The sequence below is a fragment of the Pseudomonas sp. CGJS7 genome (assembly GCF_036961695.1).
This window is the reverse complement of sequence record NZ_JBAMDI010000107.1, coordinates 25,235-38,933: the sequence shown is the minus strand read 5'-3', so window position 1 is coordinate 38,933 and position 13,699 is coordinate 25,235. Positions and strand designations below refer to the sequence as shown.

The 13,699-nt window shown below is 66.6% G+C and carries 13 protein-coding genes; 3 read left to right on the top strand and 10 right to left on the bottom strand.

Features of this window, described 5'->3' with window-relative positions; all coding sequences use genetic code 11:
- Positions 1-50: 50 nt before the first annotated feature.
- The 5 genes from mtnC to V7787_RS40035 all read right to left on the bottom strand — a co-directional run bounded on the left by mtnC (position 51) and on the right by V7787_RS40035 (position 5,518).
- On the bottom strand, positions 51-746 hold the full coding sequence (gene mtnC, locus V7787_RS40055) for an acireductone synthase (protein WP_336093197.1): 696 nt from the start codon (positions 744-746) through the stop codon (positions 51-53).
- Positions 747-1,000: 254 nt separating this feature from the next.
- Complete coding sequence (locus tag V7787_RS40050; protein WP_336093195.1) at positions 1,001-1,558, bottom strand: 1,2-dihydroxy-3-keto-5-methylthiopentene dioxygenase; 558 nt, start codon at positions 1,556-1,558, stop codon at positions 1,001-1,003.
- Entirely contained in the window at positions 1,555-2,193 is a 639-nt protein-coding gene (locus V7787_RS40045) for a methylthioribulose 1-phosphate dehydratase (RefSeq protein WP_336093193.1), read from the bottom strand. Before V7787_RS40045 ends, V7787_RS40050 begins: the two co-directional genes overlap by 4 nt.
- Positions 2,194-2,351: 158 nt before the next feature.
- A complete protein-coding gene (locus V7787_RS40040; RefSeq protein WP_336093191.1) occupies positions 2,352-3,791 on the bottom strand; it encodes an amino acid permease in 1,440 nt (479 codons plus the stop codon).
- 245 nt (positions 3,792-4,036) lie between these two features.
- Positions 4,037-5,518 carry an amino acid permease gene (locus V7787_RS40035; protein ID WP_336093190.1) on the bottom strand — a complete coding sequence of 494 codons (1,482 nt, stop codon included), beginning with the start codon at positions 5,516-5,518 and terminating at the stop codon, positions 4,037-4,039.
- Between the two features lie 185 nt (positions 5,519-5,703).
- Here V7787_RS40035 and V7787_RS40030 point away from each other — a divergent pair, with 185 nt between their 5' ends.
- The 3 genes from V7787_RS40030 to V7787_RS40020 all read left to right on the top strand — a co-directional run bounded on the left by V7787_RS40030 (position 5,704) and on the right by V7787_RS40020 (position 8,084).
- Positions 5,704-6,342, top strand: a complete 639-nt coding sequence (locus tag V7787_RS40030) for an NUDIX hydrolase (protein ID WP_336093188.1) — start codon at positions 5,704-5,706, stop codon at positions 6,340-6,342.
- Positions 6,343-6,345: 3 nt separating this feature from the next.
- The gene (locus tag V7787_RS40025; protein ID WP_336093187.1) at positions 6,346-6,678 is read left to right on the top strand and encodes a hypothetical protein; all 333 of its coding nucleotides are present in this window, start codon (positions 6,346-6,348) and stop codon (positions 6,676-6,678) included.
- Between the two features lie 131 nt (positions 6,679-6,809).
- Complete coding sequence (locus tag V7787_RS40020; RefSeq protein WP_336093186.1) at positions 6,810-8,084, top strand: lipase family alpha/beta hydrolase; 1,275 nt, start codon at positions 6,810-6,812, stop codon at positions 8,082-8,084.
- 21 nt (positions 8,085-8,105) lie between these two features.
- On the opposite strand, the gene V7787_RS40015 is transcribed toward V7787_RS40020, so the two are convergent.
- The 5 genes from V7787_RS40015 to V7787_RS39995 form a co-directional block, all read right to left on the bottom strand.
- Positions 8,106-8,717 carry a class I SAM-dependent methyltransferase gene (locus V7787_RS40015; RefSeq protein ID WP_336093184.1) on the bottom strand — a complete coding sequence of 204 codons (612 nt, stop codon included), beginning with the start codon at positions 8,715-8,717 and terminating at the stop codon, positions 8,106-8,108.
- 202 nt (positions 8,718-8,919) lie between these two features.
- Positions 8,920-11,007 (bottom strand): phosphocholine-specific phospholipase C, encoded by a 2,088-nt coding sequence (locus tag V7787_RS40010; RefSeq protein WP_336093182.1) that lies wholly within the window; start codon positions 11,005-11,007, stop codon positions 8,920-8,922.
- A 373-nt stretch (positions 11,008-11,380) separates the two neighbouring features.
- Positions 11,381-11,842 (bottom strand): GNAT family N-acetyltransferase, encoded by a 462-nt coding sequence (locus V7787_RS40005; RefSeq protein WP_336093180.1) that lies wholly within the window; start codon positions 11,840-11,842, stop codon positions 11,381-11,383.
- A gap of 131 nt (positions 11,843-11,973) precedes the next feature.
- Positions 11,974-12,540, bottom strand: a complete 567-nt coding sequence (gene yeiP / locus V7787_RS40000) for an elongation factor P-like protein YeiP (RefSeq protein WP_336093179.1) — start codon at positions 12,538-12,540, stop codon at positions 11,974-11,976.
- A gap of 72 nt (positions 12,541-12,612) precedes the next feature.
- Positions 12,613-13,383, bottom strand: coding sequence for an SDR family NAD(P)-dependent oxidoreductase (locus V7787_RS39995; RefSeq protein ID WP_336093178.1), 771 nt, complete (start codon positions 13,381-13,383; stop codon positions 12,613-12,615).
- Positions 13,384-13,699: the final 316 nt, after the last annotated feature.

Genomic DNA, 13,699 nt, shown 5'->3' with positions numbered 1-13,699 from the left:
AAACAGGTCCCGCTCAAGCATCGGCCCGTTCGCCGATGCCGACGCAGCCGTCAAACCTCGATCTGATCGAACGAAGTCGCGCGCGGATGATCGTGGGTGGCTTCGCCTTCGCGCGGCTTCGGATAATCCTCAAGCCGGTCCAGCAGCACCGTCTCCAAGCCGGCCTCGCGCGCGGCATCGAGTTCTTCGACCACGTCGGACAGGAACAGAATCTCCTCCGCCGGCAAGCCGATCGCCTCGACGATCCGCGCATAGCTCGCCGCTTCGCGCTTGCCGCCGACTTCGGTATCGAACCAGCCGGAAAACAGCTCGGTCAGATCGCCGGCGTCGCTGTGTCCGAACAGCAAACGCTGCGCCGGCACGCTGCCGGAGGAATACACGTACAGCCGCAGCCCCTGATCCTTCCACTGGCGCAGCGCCGGCGCCGCGTCGGGGTACATGTGCGAGGTGAAATCCGCGCTCTTGTAGCCGTCGGCCCAGATCATGCCCTGCAGCGCCTTGAGCGCGGTGTGCTTGCGGTCTTCGTCGATCCAGCCCTGCAGCACTTCCACGATCACCGAATCCTGGCAGGCGCCGCCGTTCTCCAACGCCACCGTGTCCAGCCATTTGCGCACCGCCGGCTCGCGGCCGCGGGTGGCGACGAAGCCCGGCAGCGCGCGGCGCGCGTACGGGAACAGCACGTCTTTGACGAAGGAGATCGAGCTGGTGGTGCCTTCGATGTCGGTGAGGATGGCGCGGATGGGCATGGGGGAGGCCGGTGTTGCGGGAAAGGAGGGGATTGTCGCCGCGTTGGGCGTGGGGTGCAAAAACGGGCGGGGAAGAGCGAATCCCCCGGCGCCTTAAGGGTGATCAGACTTCGTGCTTTGCAGGGCGCCAGCCCCCTTTTGCAAAGGGGGCGTTATTTGCAGGGGGCGTCGGCAGAAGCCGCCCTTCGAATCCGCCTTTGCCGTTCCCCCCTTTGAAAAAGGGGGGCAGGGGGGATTTGCTCTTGACCTTTCAGTCAGGCCGCCTGGCCCTTCTCATACCGAGGAAACTGCTGAGCCAAATCGCTCCCGGTGAAATGCCCCACCCACCCATCCGGCTCGGTAAAAAACCGGATCGCGACAAAACTCGGCTCCGGCCCCATATCGAACCAATGCAGCGTGCTGTCCGGCACCGAGATCAAATCGCCGGTCTCGCATTTGATCTCATACACATTCGGCTCGACATGCAGCGTGAACAAGCCCGACCCGGCGACGAAGAACCGCACTTCGTCTTCCTTGTGGTAATGCTCATCCAGGAACTTGCCGCGCATGGCTTCGCGCTGCGGGTTGTCCGGAGCGATGCTGACCACGTCGACGGTCTTGAACCCGCGCTCGGCGACGATGCGGTCGATGTCGGCGCGGTAGGCGGCCATGATCGCGTCCGGCGTGTCGCCGGGCTTGACCGGCTGGGCCGCGCGCCACTGCTCGAAGCCGACCCCGATCTTGGCCAGTTCGCGGGCGATTTCGGCTTGGTCGGAAGTGCTCAGCGCCGGCGTGTCGGGCTGGTCCTCGGAAAAAATACGCAGACGGCTCATCGTTGCAGCCTCCGAAGTTCGAGTTCGCATCCCAGCAGGAACTCGAACGCCTCCAGGTGGCGTCGCGCTTCGGGCATGTCGCGGCCCCAGGCGTACAGGCCGTGGCCGTCGATCAGGTAGCCCCACATGGCTTGCTGGTCCAGGGTGGCGTCGACCTGCGCGGCCAGGGTCGGCATGTCCTGGGTGTTGGGGTAGACCGGCAGGTCCAGTTCGGTGTCGTGGGTGGTGGTGCCGGCGAACGCCTTCAGCAGCTCGTAGCCTTCCAGGTGCACATGGCCTTGGCCGGCGAACAGGCGCGAGGCCACGGTCTGGGTCTGCGAGTGGGTGTGCAGGACGCAGCCGATCTCCGGGTAGCGCTTGTACAGCTGGGTGTGCAGCAAGGTCTCGGCCGAGGGACGGTGGCTGGTCGCGACCGGCTGGCCGTCCAGGTCCACGACCATGATGTCGGCCTCGGTCAGCCGGCCCTTGTCGCGGCCGGAGACGGTGATGGCGATGTTCTGGGCGTCGATCCGGCGCGAGAAATTGCTGCTGGTCGCTGGGGTCCAGCCGCGCTGGGAAAGCTCGCGCACGTTGACGATGATTTCGCCGGCGCAGTGCGCCAGGCGTTGCGGGTCGTAGGGCAGGGCGCTGTTCATGCCACCAGTTTAGCGCCGGGATGTGGCCGTTGCCGCGTTTTTGCGGCAACGCAGCGTTATGTGAAAAGGCGCGCCGGGCATGAAGGCCGGCCGCCGGCCGGGCCGGGAACCGGCCGCGGGCGCACCGCCGGCGCGCCCGCCACCGCCGTCGGGCGCGCTCAGCCGCCGGAGGCGCCCTTGCCGATCTTGCTGTGGCGGAAGCCGTAGGCGAAATAGATCGCGAAGCCGACCCCCGTCCACACCGCCATCAGCATCCAGTTGTGCGCGGTCATGGTCGACAGCAGCACCAGGCAGCTGAGGATGCCGGCGATGCAGATCGGCCAGGCGAAGGGGATCCGGAACGGCCGCGGCAGGTCCGGCTGGGTCCGGCGCAGGATCAGCACGCCCAGGCAGACCGCGGCGAAGGCGATCAGGGTGCCCATCGAGGTCATGTCGCCGAGGATGTCGAGCGGGAACAGCGCCGCCAGCAGGGCGATGCCGATGCCGGTGATGACCGTGTTGATGTGCGGGGTGCGGTACTTGGGGTGGATCTTGGTGAACACCGGCGGCAGCAGGCCGTCGCGCGCCATGATCATGAAGATGCGCGGCTGGCCGATGATCATCACCAGCACCACCGACGACAGACCCACCAGCGCGCCGACCTCGACCACCACGCGCAGCCAGGTCAGGCCCGGGTGCGCGGCGATCGCGGTGACCACCGGCTCGTCGGTGCCCAGGGTGTTGTACGGCGCCAGCCCGGTCATCACCGCGGCCATGCCGATGTAGAGCACGGTGCAGATCGCCAGCGAGGCCATCATGCCGATCGGCATGTCGCGCTGCGGCTTGTGCGATTCCTGCGCCGCCACCGACACCGCCTCGAAACCGATGTAGGCGAAGAACACCATCGACGCGCCGCGCAGCACGCCTTCCCAGCCGTACTTGCCGTGCCCCTGCGATTCGGGAATGAACGGGGTCCACAGCTCGGGATTGACGTATTTCCAGCCGACCACGATCACCAGCACGATCAGGCCGGACTTGAGCACCACCATCGCCATGTTCATGGCCGAGGATTTGCTGATGCCGACGTAGCACAGCCAGGTCAGCAGCAGCACGATCGACGCGGCGGGGACGTTGGCGATCGCGCCGGTGGGACGCAGCTTGGCGTCCAGCGGCGCCTGCACCAGCGCCGCCGGCAGGGTGATGTCGAAGTGCTGCAATAAGCTCAGGAAATACCCGGTCCAACTCACCGCCACCGCCGAAGCGGAGACGCCGTATTCCAATATCAGCATCCAGCCGATGAACCACGCCGACATTTCGCCCAGGGTGGCGTAGGTGTAGGTGTAGGCGCTGCCGGACACCGGCACCATCGCCGCGAACTCGGCATAGGCCAGCGCGCAGAAGGTGCAACAGATCGCCGCCAGAATGAAGGACAGCATGATCGCCGGGCCGGCGTGCTCGGCCGCGGCCTTGCCGGTGATGACGAAGATGCCGCCGCCGATCACCGCGCCGATCCCCAGCGCGGTCAGGCCCCACGGGCCGAGCGTGCGGTGCAGGCTGAGTCCTTCGGCATCGGTGTGGGCGGCGTGCGGGTGTTTGGTCGCCCGAAGTTGTTCCAGCATGGTGGTTCTTCCTGGTGTTGCCGTGCCCGCTCGTATCGGAGGGTTCATCCCGTCATTCCCGCGAAGGCGGGAATCCAGGGCTTCATCGAGGCATGACGCTGAAGTCTCTGGATTCCCGCCTTCGCGGGAATGACGGCTTCAAGGTGCGCGCTCGAATTCCGGGACGGTCGCGGTGGTGGAAAACGTTGCCGTATGAAAAGGAAAAAGGCCGGCGGAGTCCGCCGGCCTTCAGGGTTTCGTTACGCTCAGGCCTTACCGCTTGCCGCCTTGCGCAGCTTGCTGTTGCGGTAGCCGTAGCCGAAGTAGATCAGCATGCCGATCGCGGTCCAGCCGGTCATCAGCGGCCAATGCTCGGCGAAGGGCTGCCAGAACAGGTACAGACAGATCGCCGCGCCGACCGGGCAGATCACCACCGCCAGCGGCACGCGGAACGGACGCTTGAGGTCCGGACGGGTCGAGCGCAGCACCAGCACGCCGATGCAGACGGTGGCGAAGGCGAGCAGGGTGCCCATCGACACCAGTTCGCCGAGCAGACCGATCGGCAGCAGGCCGGCCAGGATGCAGGCGAACACGCCGACGATGATCGTGCCTACGTAGGGGGTCTGGAACTTGGGATGGACCTTGGCGAAGAACTGCGGCAGCAGACCGTCTTTGGCCATCGAGTAGAAGATGCGCGGCTGGCCCATCAGCATCACCAGGATCACCGAGCTCAGGCCGGCGATGGCGCCGATCTCGACGATGTGCTTGAGCCAGATCAGCGCCGGATAGGCTTCAAGCGCCGTCGCCACCGGCTTGGGCGTGCTGAGCATGTGGTACGGCAGCAGGCCGGTGAGGATGCCCGACACGATGATGTAGATGATGGTGCAGATGACCAGCGAGCCGAGGATGCCGATGGGCATGTCGCGCTGCGGATTCTTGGCCTCGCCGGCGGCGGTGGAGACCGCGTCGAAGCCGATGTAGGCGAAGAACACCACCGAGGCGCCGCGGATGATGCCGTCGATGCCGTAGCGGCCCGGGCCTTCGTTTTCCGGAATGAACGGCACCCAGTTGTCCGGGTTGATGTACTTGGTCGCGAAGGCCACGAACAGGGTGATCACGATGACCTTGATCGCGACGATGATCGTGTTGATGAAGGCCGACTGGGTGATGCCGACGTAGCACAGGCCGCTGAGCGCGGCGACGATCGCCACCGCCGGCAGATTGATGAAGCCGCCGGTGTAGACGATGCTGCCGTCGACCACGTTGAGCGGCGCCGCCGACAGCGAGGCCGGCAAGCCGAGGCCGAAGGTGGTCAACAGACTGTTGAGGTAACCCGACCAGCCCACCGCCACGGTCGAGGCGGCGAACAAATATTCCAGCACCAGATTCCAGCCGATGAACCAGGCGACGAATTCGCCGAGGGTGGCGTAGGAATAGGAGTAGGCGCTGCCCGATACCGGCAGCATCGCCGAGAACTCGGCGTAGCACAGACCGGCGAAGGCGCAGGCGACGCCGGCGAGCACGAAGCTCAGCACGATCGCCGGGCCCGCGTGTTCGGCCGCGGCGTGGCCGGAGAGGACGAAGATGCCGGCGCCGATGACGGCGCCGATGCCCAGCATCACCAATTGAGTCGCGGTCAGAGACCGTTTCAGCGTCGCCTCGCCTTGCAGGCTGCCTTCAACGGGCTCGCCGGCATCCACATGGCCGGCCGGCGCTACCGGCTTGGTGATGAACAGGCCTCTCGACATCGAACTCCCCTCTCTCTCGTAAGAAGTGATCCACGTGCTCGCCGTTCTGACGACGACGATGACCACCCCGGAGCGGGGCGGCGGGCCACCTTAACCCAGGGTGTAAATGAGCAGCAAGCGGCCACAGTCACGGTAGTTGCGGCCATAATCACGGTCCGTACCACGAACCGCTCACCCCACAGCGCATGTCCGCGAAAGATTCCGGCGCCATCGGCGCACTTCGTTCCAATCTGATCGAATATGCGCGACGTTGGCCGGAAGAAGCCGAACATACGCAGCCGTTTCTAGCCTTGCTGGATGAGGCTCTGCAGGCCGATGAGGGCGCCGCGCCGGTCTGCGCGACGGGCGATGACGCAGTGCAGCATGCGCAGATTCAGGCCTTCGATCCGTTTCTTCGCGACCGTCTCGCCGGCCATTTCACCGGCGGCGTCTGGTTGGTCGACCGCGCCGGCGAGCGGATCCTGCTGACCCATCACCGCAAGCTCGGCCGCTGGCTGCAACTGGGCGGCCACGCCGACGGCGACCGCGATCTGGCCCAGGTGGCGCTCAAGGAGGCCGAGGAAGAGTCCGGTCTCACCGGGCTGAGCGTGGAGCCGGAACTGTTCGACATCGACCGGCACTGGATTCCCGAGCGCCGCGATGTCCCGGGCCATTGGCACTACGACCTGCGCTATGTCGTCCGGGCCGGCGACAGCGAGGAGTACGTGGTCAGCGAGGAATCGCTGGATCTGGCTTGGCGCGACATCGCCGAAGTGCTCGACGACCCCGACAGCGACGATTCGATGCGGCGAATGGCGCGCAAGTGGTTGGCGCGGGCGGGCTGAGCGATGTACTCGCGCGAATGTCCGGACTGCGGCGCTCGGGTGCGGGTGCAGGCGATCGACCTGTTCAAGCGCTCGGGACCCTACAGCGAATGCGCGGGCTGCAAGCGCAGGTTGCACCATTCCTTCATTGTCTCCATTGCGATCAGTCTGTGCGGGTGGGGCGGCGGCGGTTTCGTCGCGGTGCAAACGCTGCGCGCCGCCGAGAGTGCGCTCGGCGCGCCGGTGCCGCTTTGGGCTTGGCTCTTGGTGTTCGCTGCCGGATTCTCGGCGATTCTGCTTACCAGCCTGGCAATCGCGAATGTCGTGTGTTTTCTGCGCGCGTTGCTGCCGCGCTAACCCCGCAGCGTTCTGCCCCGGTCCGAGGGCGCGAAACCGCGGTGGCCGCGAACGCATCGAAGCCGCGGCGATGCCCTGCGCCCCGCGAGCAACTGCGCTACGCTGATCCCCCAATCCGCCCGCGCCAACGCATGCCCGTCAAACGCCCGGACCCGAGCGCCACCAGTTACGGCAGCGACCTGCGCGGCATCGGCCGCCTCACCATCGACGCCATCACCGGCGTCACCGATCTGGTCGAATCGGTCCACGCCACCATTGCCGCCTTGCCCGGTCCGCTCGGCGCGCCGGTGTACGACCCCACCCGCGGCCTGACCGGGCAGGTGTATCGCGGGGTGCGCGGCATCACCCGGCTGGTCGGCGGCGCGCTCGATCTGGGCTTCGCTCAGCTCGCGCCCTGGCTCGACCGGATCGATTCGCTGCCGCAACGCGAAGCCGCGATCAGCGCGCTCAACGGTGTGCTCGGCGATCACCTGGACGCAACCGCCAACCCGCTGGCCATCGACATGCGCCTGTGCAGCGGCGGCCGGCCGTTGCCGTCGGGCCGCAAGGCGCTGAGCGCGGCGCTGCCGCAGGCCGGCGGCAAAGTGGTGGTGCTGGTCCACGGCCTGTGCATGAACGACCGGCAGTGGCGCTGGAACGAACACGATTACGGCGCCGAGCTGGCGCGCGATGAGGGCTGGACGCCGATCTATCTGCGCTACAACAGCGGCCGCCACATTTCGCTCAACGGCCGCGATTTTTCCGCGCGCCTGGAACGCTTGCTGCGCGATTGGCCGGTGCCGGTGGAGCGCCTGGCCATCGTCTGCCACAGCATGGGCGGCCTGGTCGCGCGCAGCGCCTGCCACGCCGCGGCGCAAGCGGGGCAGGGTTGGATCGACAAGCTCGACAGTCTGGTGTTTCTCGGCACCCCGCATCAGGGCGCGCCGCTTGAACGCGCCGGCAGTTGGTTCGATACGGTGATCCAGCTGAGCCCGTACACCGCGCCGTTCGCGCGGTTGGGCAAGATCCGCAGCGCCGGCATCCAGGATTTGCGCCACGGCAATCTGCTCGATTCGGACTGGCGCGCGCACGCCGACCGCAAGCGCAGCGCCGCCGACGCGCGCGCCGACACCCGCACGCCGGTGCCGCTGCCGCAGGGCGTGCGCAGTTACGCGATCGCGGTGTCCACCGACAAGCACGCCGCGCGCGATTCGGGCGACCAGCGCCGCGACGATCCGCCTTCGGGCGACGGCCTGGTGCCGGTCGCCAGCGCGCTGGGTTATCACCGCGATCCCGCGTTCGATCTGCGTATTCCCAAATCGCGGCAATGGCTGGGCTACGGCCTGCACCATCTGGACTTGCTCGGCGATGCGCGGGTGTACGCGCAGTTGCGGCGCTGGTTGAAACCGCCGCGCGCGGCGAAGTAACGCCGGCGTTATCGCCGCCGATCAGCCGCGCTTGCGCGCGAGCAAACGCCGCCAGCGTCCTTCGTCGCCGTCGAACACGTCCTGCCATTCCGGCGTCAATCCCGCCTGCGCCAAGCGTTGGTCGAACGCCTCGACCGTCCAACGCACGACCCGATAGTCCGCGTCCGAGCCTTGCCAGATTTCGCCTTCGCCCACCGAATGCGACATCAGCAACGCGCCATCGGCGAGCAATGCCGACGCCAGCTTGCGCAGCACGCCGTCGACTTGCTCGCGTTCGAAGTGCTGCAGCACGTACAACATCAGGATGCCGTCGTAACGCCGGTCGATTTCGTCGGCGAGCACATCGAACGCATATACGGTCTTGCCGCGTTCGATCTGAAAGTCGCGGAACGCGGCAGTGACGTCGGTGCGGCGAACCCGCACGCCCAGGGTTTCCAGAAAGTCCGCTTCCCAGCCCGGTCCCGAGCCGATGTCCAACACCTGGCCGGCGGGCGCGATGGCCGCGGCCAGACGCCGTAAACCCTCGGCTTCGCCGGGCGAGGGCGTCGACGACACCACCTCGGCGTAGCGGCGGGCGTAACCCTCGTAGGCCGCGACGGTGCGGCGGTTGTTGGCGCGGTCGGAGTCGGTCATCGGAACGCCTCGGGTGGGACCGGGCACTACCGTAGCAAACCCGGGGCGCCCGCACTCGACCGTTCGTGCGGTAACGGTTGTGCATCCCGACGCGCTTGCGCATGCCGAAAGATCGATGCGGATTTTCCCGGCCGGCATCGCGGCCCAAACGCAGGAATGAGCCGTTCGCCTTCTCGGCGAACGGCTCCTACGCCGCTGTGCTTCAGATACCGATTGCCGGGTCGCTGACGCTGTCGCCACCGTTCTCGGCATGCCCGGCGAAGCGGCGCAGATAGCCGCTGTCGGTGCTGCTGGTGATGCTGAAGTCGTACCAGTGGCGGCTGCCGGTCAGCGGCCACTGCGCGCTGGCGCTGGCGCCCGGGGCCAGATCGAAAGACTTCGCCGCCGCGGTGCTGTAGCGGTTCGGCTTGAGGGTCAGGCGGCACGCGGCCTTGCCGGTGTTGACCAGGCGCAGGGTCAGCCGCTCGCCAAGCGCATCGTGGCGCACGCTGACTTCCGGATTGGCGCCGTTGGCGGCCAGGGCCTTGTTCAAATCGCCGCGGAACACCCGCAGGAAGCCGTTGGGGCCATAGGCCGACAAATCGTAGATGCCGTTGGTGTAGCTGCGCGCGCTCCAGTAATCGGACAAGGTGGTGCTGGCGTCGAGCGTGTAATACCACGGGCCGTCCGTGCGGTTGCCCGCGTACACGTTGTAGCAAGCGCCGGCGACGCCGTCGTTGCCGAAGTCCAGCCAATAGCGGCCGCTGGAGGCTTCGATACGGCCGTCCACGCGCAACTCGTACGGCAGCGCGCGGGCCAGGCGCAAGCCGCGTTCCTGGCGCGGCATGCGCTGCTGCGCCGGCGGTTTCGGCGCGGCCAGTTTGCAGCTGGCGTCGGCGTTGGCCATCGCGTCGTCGGTGTCCGGCAGCGCAGGCCAGGCCGCGTTGGGGTTGGCGAAATCGAACGCGGTGCTGAGATCGCCAGCGACGGTGCGGCGCCACGCGCTGATGTTGGGTTCGGCGATACCGAAGCGCGCTTCCAGGAAACGCAGCACCGAGGTGTGGTCGAACACCTGCGAATTGACCCAGCCGCCCTTGCTCCACGGCGAGATCACGAACATCGGCACGCGCACGCCCAGACCCACCGGAATGCCGTTGTAGTTCTCGGTGGCGGTGTCGACCGTGCTCTTGCCCAGGTCGGCGTTGATCGCCGGCAGCGGCGCGGCCACGTGGTCGAAGAAGCCGCCGTTCTCGTCGTAGTTGATGATGAACACCGTCTTCGACCACACCTCCGGATTGGCCACCAGGGCTTCCAGCAAACGCGCGGTCAGCGACTCGCCGTAGGCCGGCGTGGCTTCGGGGTGCTCGCTCATGATGTAGGACGGCACGATCCACGACACCGCCGGCAACGTGCCTTCGCGCACGTCCTTGGCGAACTCGGCGATCAGGTGCTCGCCGCGCGAGGTCTTGGCGTTGGCTTCGTTGGAACCGGGCACGATGGCGCGGCCGCGCTTGTACAGCTCCGAGGCGGTGTTCAACTTGCGGAAGTTGGCGAAGTAGGCCAGCGAGTTGTCGCCGTAGTTGTCGTGTTCCTGATACACCCGCCAGGCGATGCCGGCGTTCTGCAAACGCTCGGCGTAAGTGGTCCACTTGTGGCCGACGAAGGTCGGCTTGTCGCGCGACATGTCGCCGGTCCAGTTGCCGTCGTCGGCGTTGTTGACCGCCTGCGGCCCCAGATCGCCCACGCTCATGCCGCTGGTGCCGGTGAACAGATGCATGCGATTGGGATTGGTCGGGCCATGGTGCGAGCAGTAGTACGCGTCGCACACGGTGAACGCGTCGGCCAACGCGTAATAGAACGGCATGTCCTCGCGGGTGAAGTGGCCCATGCACATCGGGCCCTTGATCGAGATCCAGGCGTTGTAGTCCTTCCAGCGCGAGTACGCGCCTTTCCAGCTGTGGTCGATATCGGCCAGGCAGTGCGCGGCGGTGTTGGCGGTGTCCAGATGGAACGGCAGCACCACGTTGTTGGGATTGCTCGCCGACTTGGGCTGCTCGAACGCGGTCTTGCCGCCGGGCAGCGGAATCGGGCGCGGATCGTCGAAACCGCGGACGCCGCGCAGCGCGCCCAGGTAATGATCGAAGGAGCGGTTCTCCTGCATCAGGATCACCACGTGCTGCACGTCCTGGATGGTGCCGGTGACGCGCGCGGCCGGTGTGGCCAGGGCGGTGCGGATCGAGGGCGGCAACAAGCCGAGAGCGGCGGCGCCGCCGGCGAATTTAAGGAAGTCGCGACGATTCGAGGAAACCAAGGCCTTGCTCCGAAGCTGGGCGGGTGCAGCGTCCTGCCGCGAGGGAAGCGGTCAAGCGTGCGCGACGCAGATTGCAGCCAGATGGCAAGCCGTGCGAGCGCCGTCAGTCACGATTTCGCGTAGCCGACGGCCGATTTCGCAAGTTATTTAGTGTGAATGCGGTCTCGGCGTGCGCATACGAAACTTCGGCCGCGTCGAAACTTTCGAAATAGTCGCAGCCGCATGGCCTACCTGTAGGAGCGGCGCGAGCCGCGACCGCGAAACTTCAGCTGCTACGAAACTGTCGAAGCCGTTGTCATGGCGCGGTCGCAGCTTGCGCAGCTCCTACAGGGGCAATCCCGGCATCGCCGTGGCATGAGCGTTTCTCGCTCGATCAATCGCGCAGCCACAAGGTCATCAACCGCCGCGGATGCGCCACATACCCGGCGCGCTCGTAAATGCCGCGGGCATGCGCGTTGTCGTCGTTCACTTCCAGCCGCAGCGCATCCAGGCCTTCCTCCCGGCACAGCGCTTCGACTTCGGCCAAGGCGCGCTTGGCCAAACCGCCGCCGCGATGCGCCGGCAGCACGAACAACTCATCCAGCAGGCCGAAACGCCCGCCGAATTCCAGGCTGAAGCAGAACCCGAGCACGAAGTAACCGGCGATCTCGCCGTCGCGCACGATCAGCCGCAAACGGCCGGCGGACGGGTCTTCGATCAAGGCGCTCAGGGCGCGCGACAACGCGGGTTCGTTCCAGGGCAGGTGTTCGACTTGGTAGAAATCGCGCAACACCGGCATCAGCCGCGGCAAGTCCGCGCCGCTGGCGGGGACGAATCGGTAGGTTTCTTGGTTCATACAGGCTCCTTCGCAAACACGCCGATCCGCGTGCGGATCGGCGTTTGAAGGCAGGCAGCCTACGCGGGCTCGCGCGAAGGACGCGTCGAGTCGGGCGAGCCCGGGCCGCGACAGGCCCGGGCGCGATGACTTCAGTCCGCGCGGCCGGCGAATTCGCCGGTGGCGGTGTTGACCAGCACGCGTTCGCCGGTGCCGATGTACTCGGGCACCATGATCTCGATGCCGGTCGACAGCTTGGCCGGCTTCGGACGCTTGGTGGCGGTGCCGCCCTTGAGTTCCGGCGGGGTTTCGATCACTTCCAGGGTCACGCTGGCGGGCAACTGCAACGCCACCGGCTGCTCGTCGATGATCTGCACATAGCAGCCCGACAGGTCGTCGACGATGTAACCGGCGGCGTCGCCGACCATGTCCGCGTCCAGGGTGTAGGGCGTGTAGTCCTCATCGTCGAGGAACACGAACGCGTCGCCGTCCTTGTACGAGTAGGTGGCCTGACGACGGCTCAGCTCGACTTCCTTGAGCTCATCGTCGCCGCCCACGCTCAGATCGAACTTGGTCGCGCCCGGCACCGAGTACATGGTGAAACGGAACTTGACGTTGCCGCCGCGGCCTTGCGGCGAGCTGCGTTCGATATCGCGCACCTGGTACACGGTGCCGTTGTGTTCGATGACGTTACCTTTTTTGACGTCGTAGGCTTTCATGTTCTTTGGGACCGGAAATGAGGGATGGAAAATAGCGGAAGCGGCGACGGCCGCGCAGGGCCGATCGTTGGCTTACTTCGGCGCCAACCGGGTAGCGCCGTCCAGACGGATCGTCTCGCCGTTCAAATAGCGATTGCCCAGGATATACGCGACCAGATCGGCGAATTCTTCCGGACGGCCCAGGCGCGAAGGGAAGGGGATCGAAGCGCTCAGCGACTGCTGCACCGACTCGGGCATGCCGTCGACCATCGGCGTCCAGAAAATGCCCGGCGCCACCGTCATCACCCGGATGCCGAAGCGCGAGAGTTCGCGTGCCATCGGCAGGGTCATCGCGACCACGCCGCCCTTGGACGCCGAATACGCGGCCTGACCGATCTGGCCCTCATACGCGGCCACCGAAGCGGTGTTGACGATCACCCCGCGCTCGCCGTCGTCGCCGGCCGCATTGTGCTGCATCAGATTGGCCGCGGCCTTGGCGACGTTGAAGCTGCCGACCAGATTGACCATCACCGTGGTCTGGAACTGCGACAGCGCCATCGGCGCGTCCTTGCCCAGGACCCGGCCCGCGCCGAGGATGCCGGCGCAGTTGATCGCCGCATTGAGCCCGCCCAGAAACTCCTGGGCTGCGGCCAGGTTCTCGGCCACGCCGGCCTCGTTGGTCACGTCGGTCTTGAAATAGCGCGCCTTGTCCGCGCCGAGCTCGGCCACGGCCTGGGCGCCCTTGTCGTCGTTGACGTCGAACAGCGCGACCTTGCCGCCGCGGGCGACCAGATGCTGGGCCACGGCCAAACCGAGGCCGGAGACGCCGCCGGTGATGACGGCGCGGACGTTGTCGAGTTGCATGGGCGGTCCTGAAGGCAGAAAGACCGCCATTCTAAAGGACCGGGCCGGGCGAGCGGCTGCCTGGCCGTTCAGGCCGGGGGCGGGGGCTGTGACCGGTGCCGCTATACCCCTTAATTCCCTTCTCCCGCTTGCGGCGACCGAAGGGAGTGCAAAGCTGAGAAGGTGCCCCGAAGGGTCGGATGAGGGCACGCCGCCCCATGCCGCTACGCGCTAAAAGTCACTGGATTCCCGCGTTCGCGGGAATGACGGCGGGTGAGGCTAGTGGCGACCTGGCCTACGAACCCGCGCCTCTTTCACTCCGTCATTCCCGCGAACG

Excerpts from the sequence above, each read along its gene's own strand:
- mtnC (WP_336093197.1), bottom strand. The coding sequence starts at position 746 with ATGCCCATCCGCGCCATCCTCACCGACATCGAAGGCACCACCAGCTCG.
- V7787_RS40050 (WP_336093195.1), bottom strand. The coding sequence starts at position 1,558 with ATGAGCCGTCTGCGTATTTTTTCCGAGGACCAGCCCGACACGCCGGCG.
- V7787_RS40045 (WP_336093193.1), bottom strand. The coding sequence starts at position 2,193 with ATGAACAGCGCCCTGCCCTACGACCCGCAACGCCTGGCGCACTGCGCC.
- V7787_RS40040 (WP_336093191.1), bottom strand. The coding sequence starts at position 3,791 with ATGCTGGAACAACTTCGGGCGACCAAACACCCGCACGCCGCCCACACC.
- V7787_RS40035 (WP_336093190.1), bottom strand. The coding sequence starts at position 5,518 with ATGTCGAGAGGCCTGTTCATCACCAAGCCGGTAGCGCCGGCCGGCCAT.
- V7787_RS40030 (WP_336093188.1), top strand. The coding sequence starts at position 5,704 with ATGTCCGCGAAAGATTCCGGCGCCATCGGCGCACTTCGTTCCAATCTG.
- V7787_RS40025 (WP_336093187.1), top strand. The coding sequence starts at position 6,346 with ATGTACTCGCGCGAATGTCCGGACTGCGGCGCTCGGGTGCGGGTGCAG.
- V7787_RS40020 (WP_336093186.1), top strand. The coding sequence starts at position 6,810 with ATGCCCGTCAAACGCCCGGACCCGAGCGCCACCAGTTACGGCAGCGAC.
- V7787_RS40015 (WP_336093184.1), bottom strand. The coding sequence starts at position 8,717 with ATGACCGACTCCGACCGCGCCAACAACCGCCGCACCGTCGCGGCCTAC.
- V7787_RS40005 (WP_336093180.1), bottom strand. The coding sequence starts at position 11,842 with ATGAACCAAGAAACCTACCGATTCGTCCCCGCCAGCGGCGCGGACTTG.
- yeiP (WP_336093179.1), bottom strand. The coding sequence starts at position 12,540 with ATGAAAGCCTACGACGTCAAAAAAGGTAACGTCATCGAACACAACGGC.
- V7787_RS39995 (WP_336093178.1), bottom strand. The coding sequence starts at position 13,383 with ATGCAACTCGACAACGTCCGCGCCGTCATCACCGGCGGCGTCTCCGGC.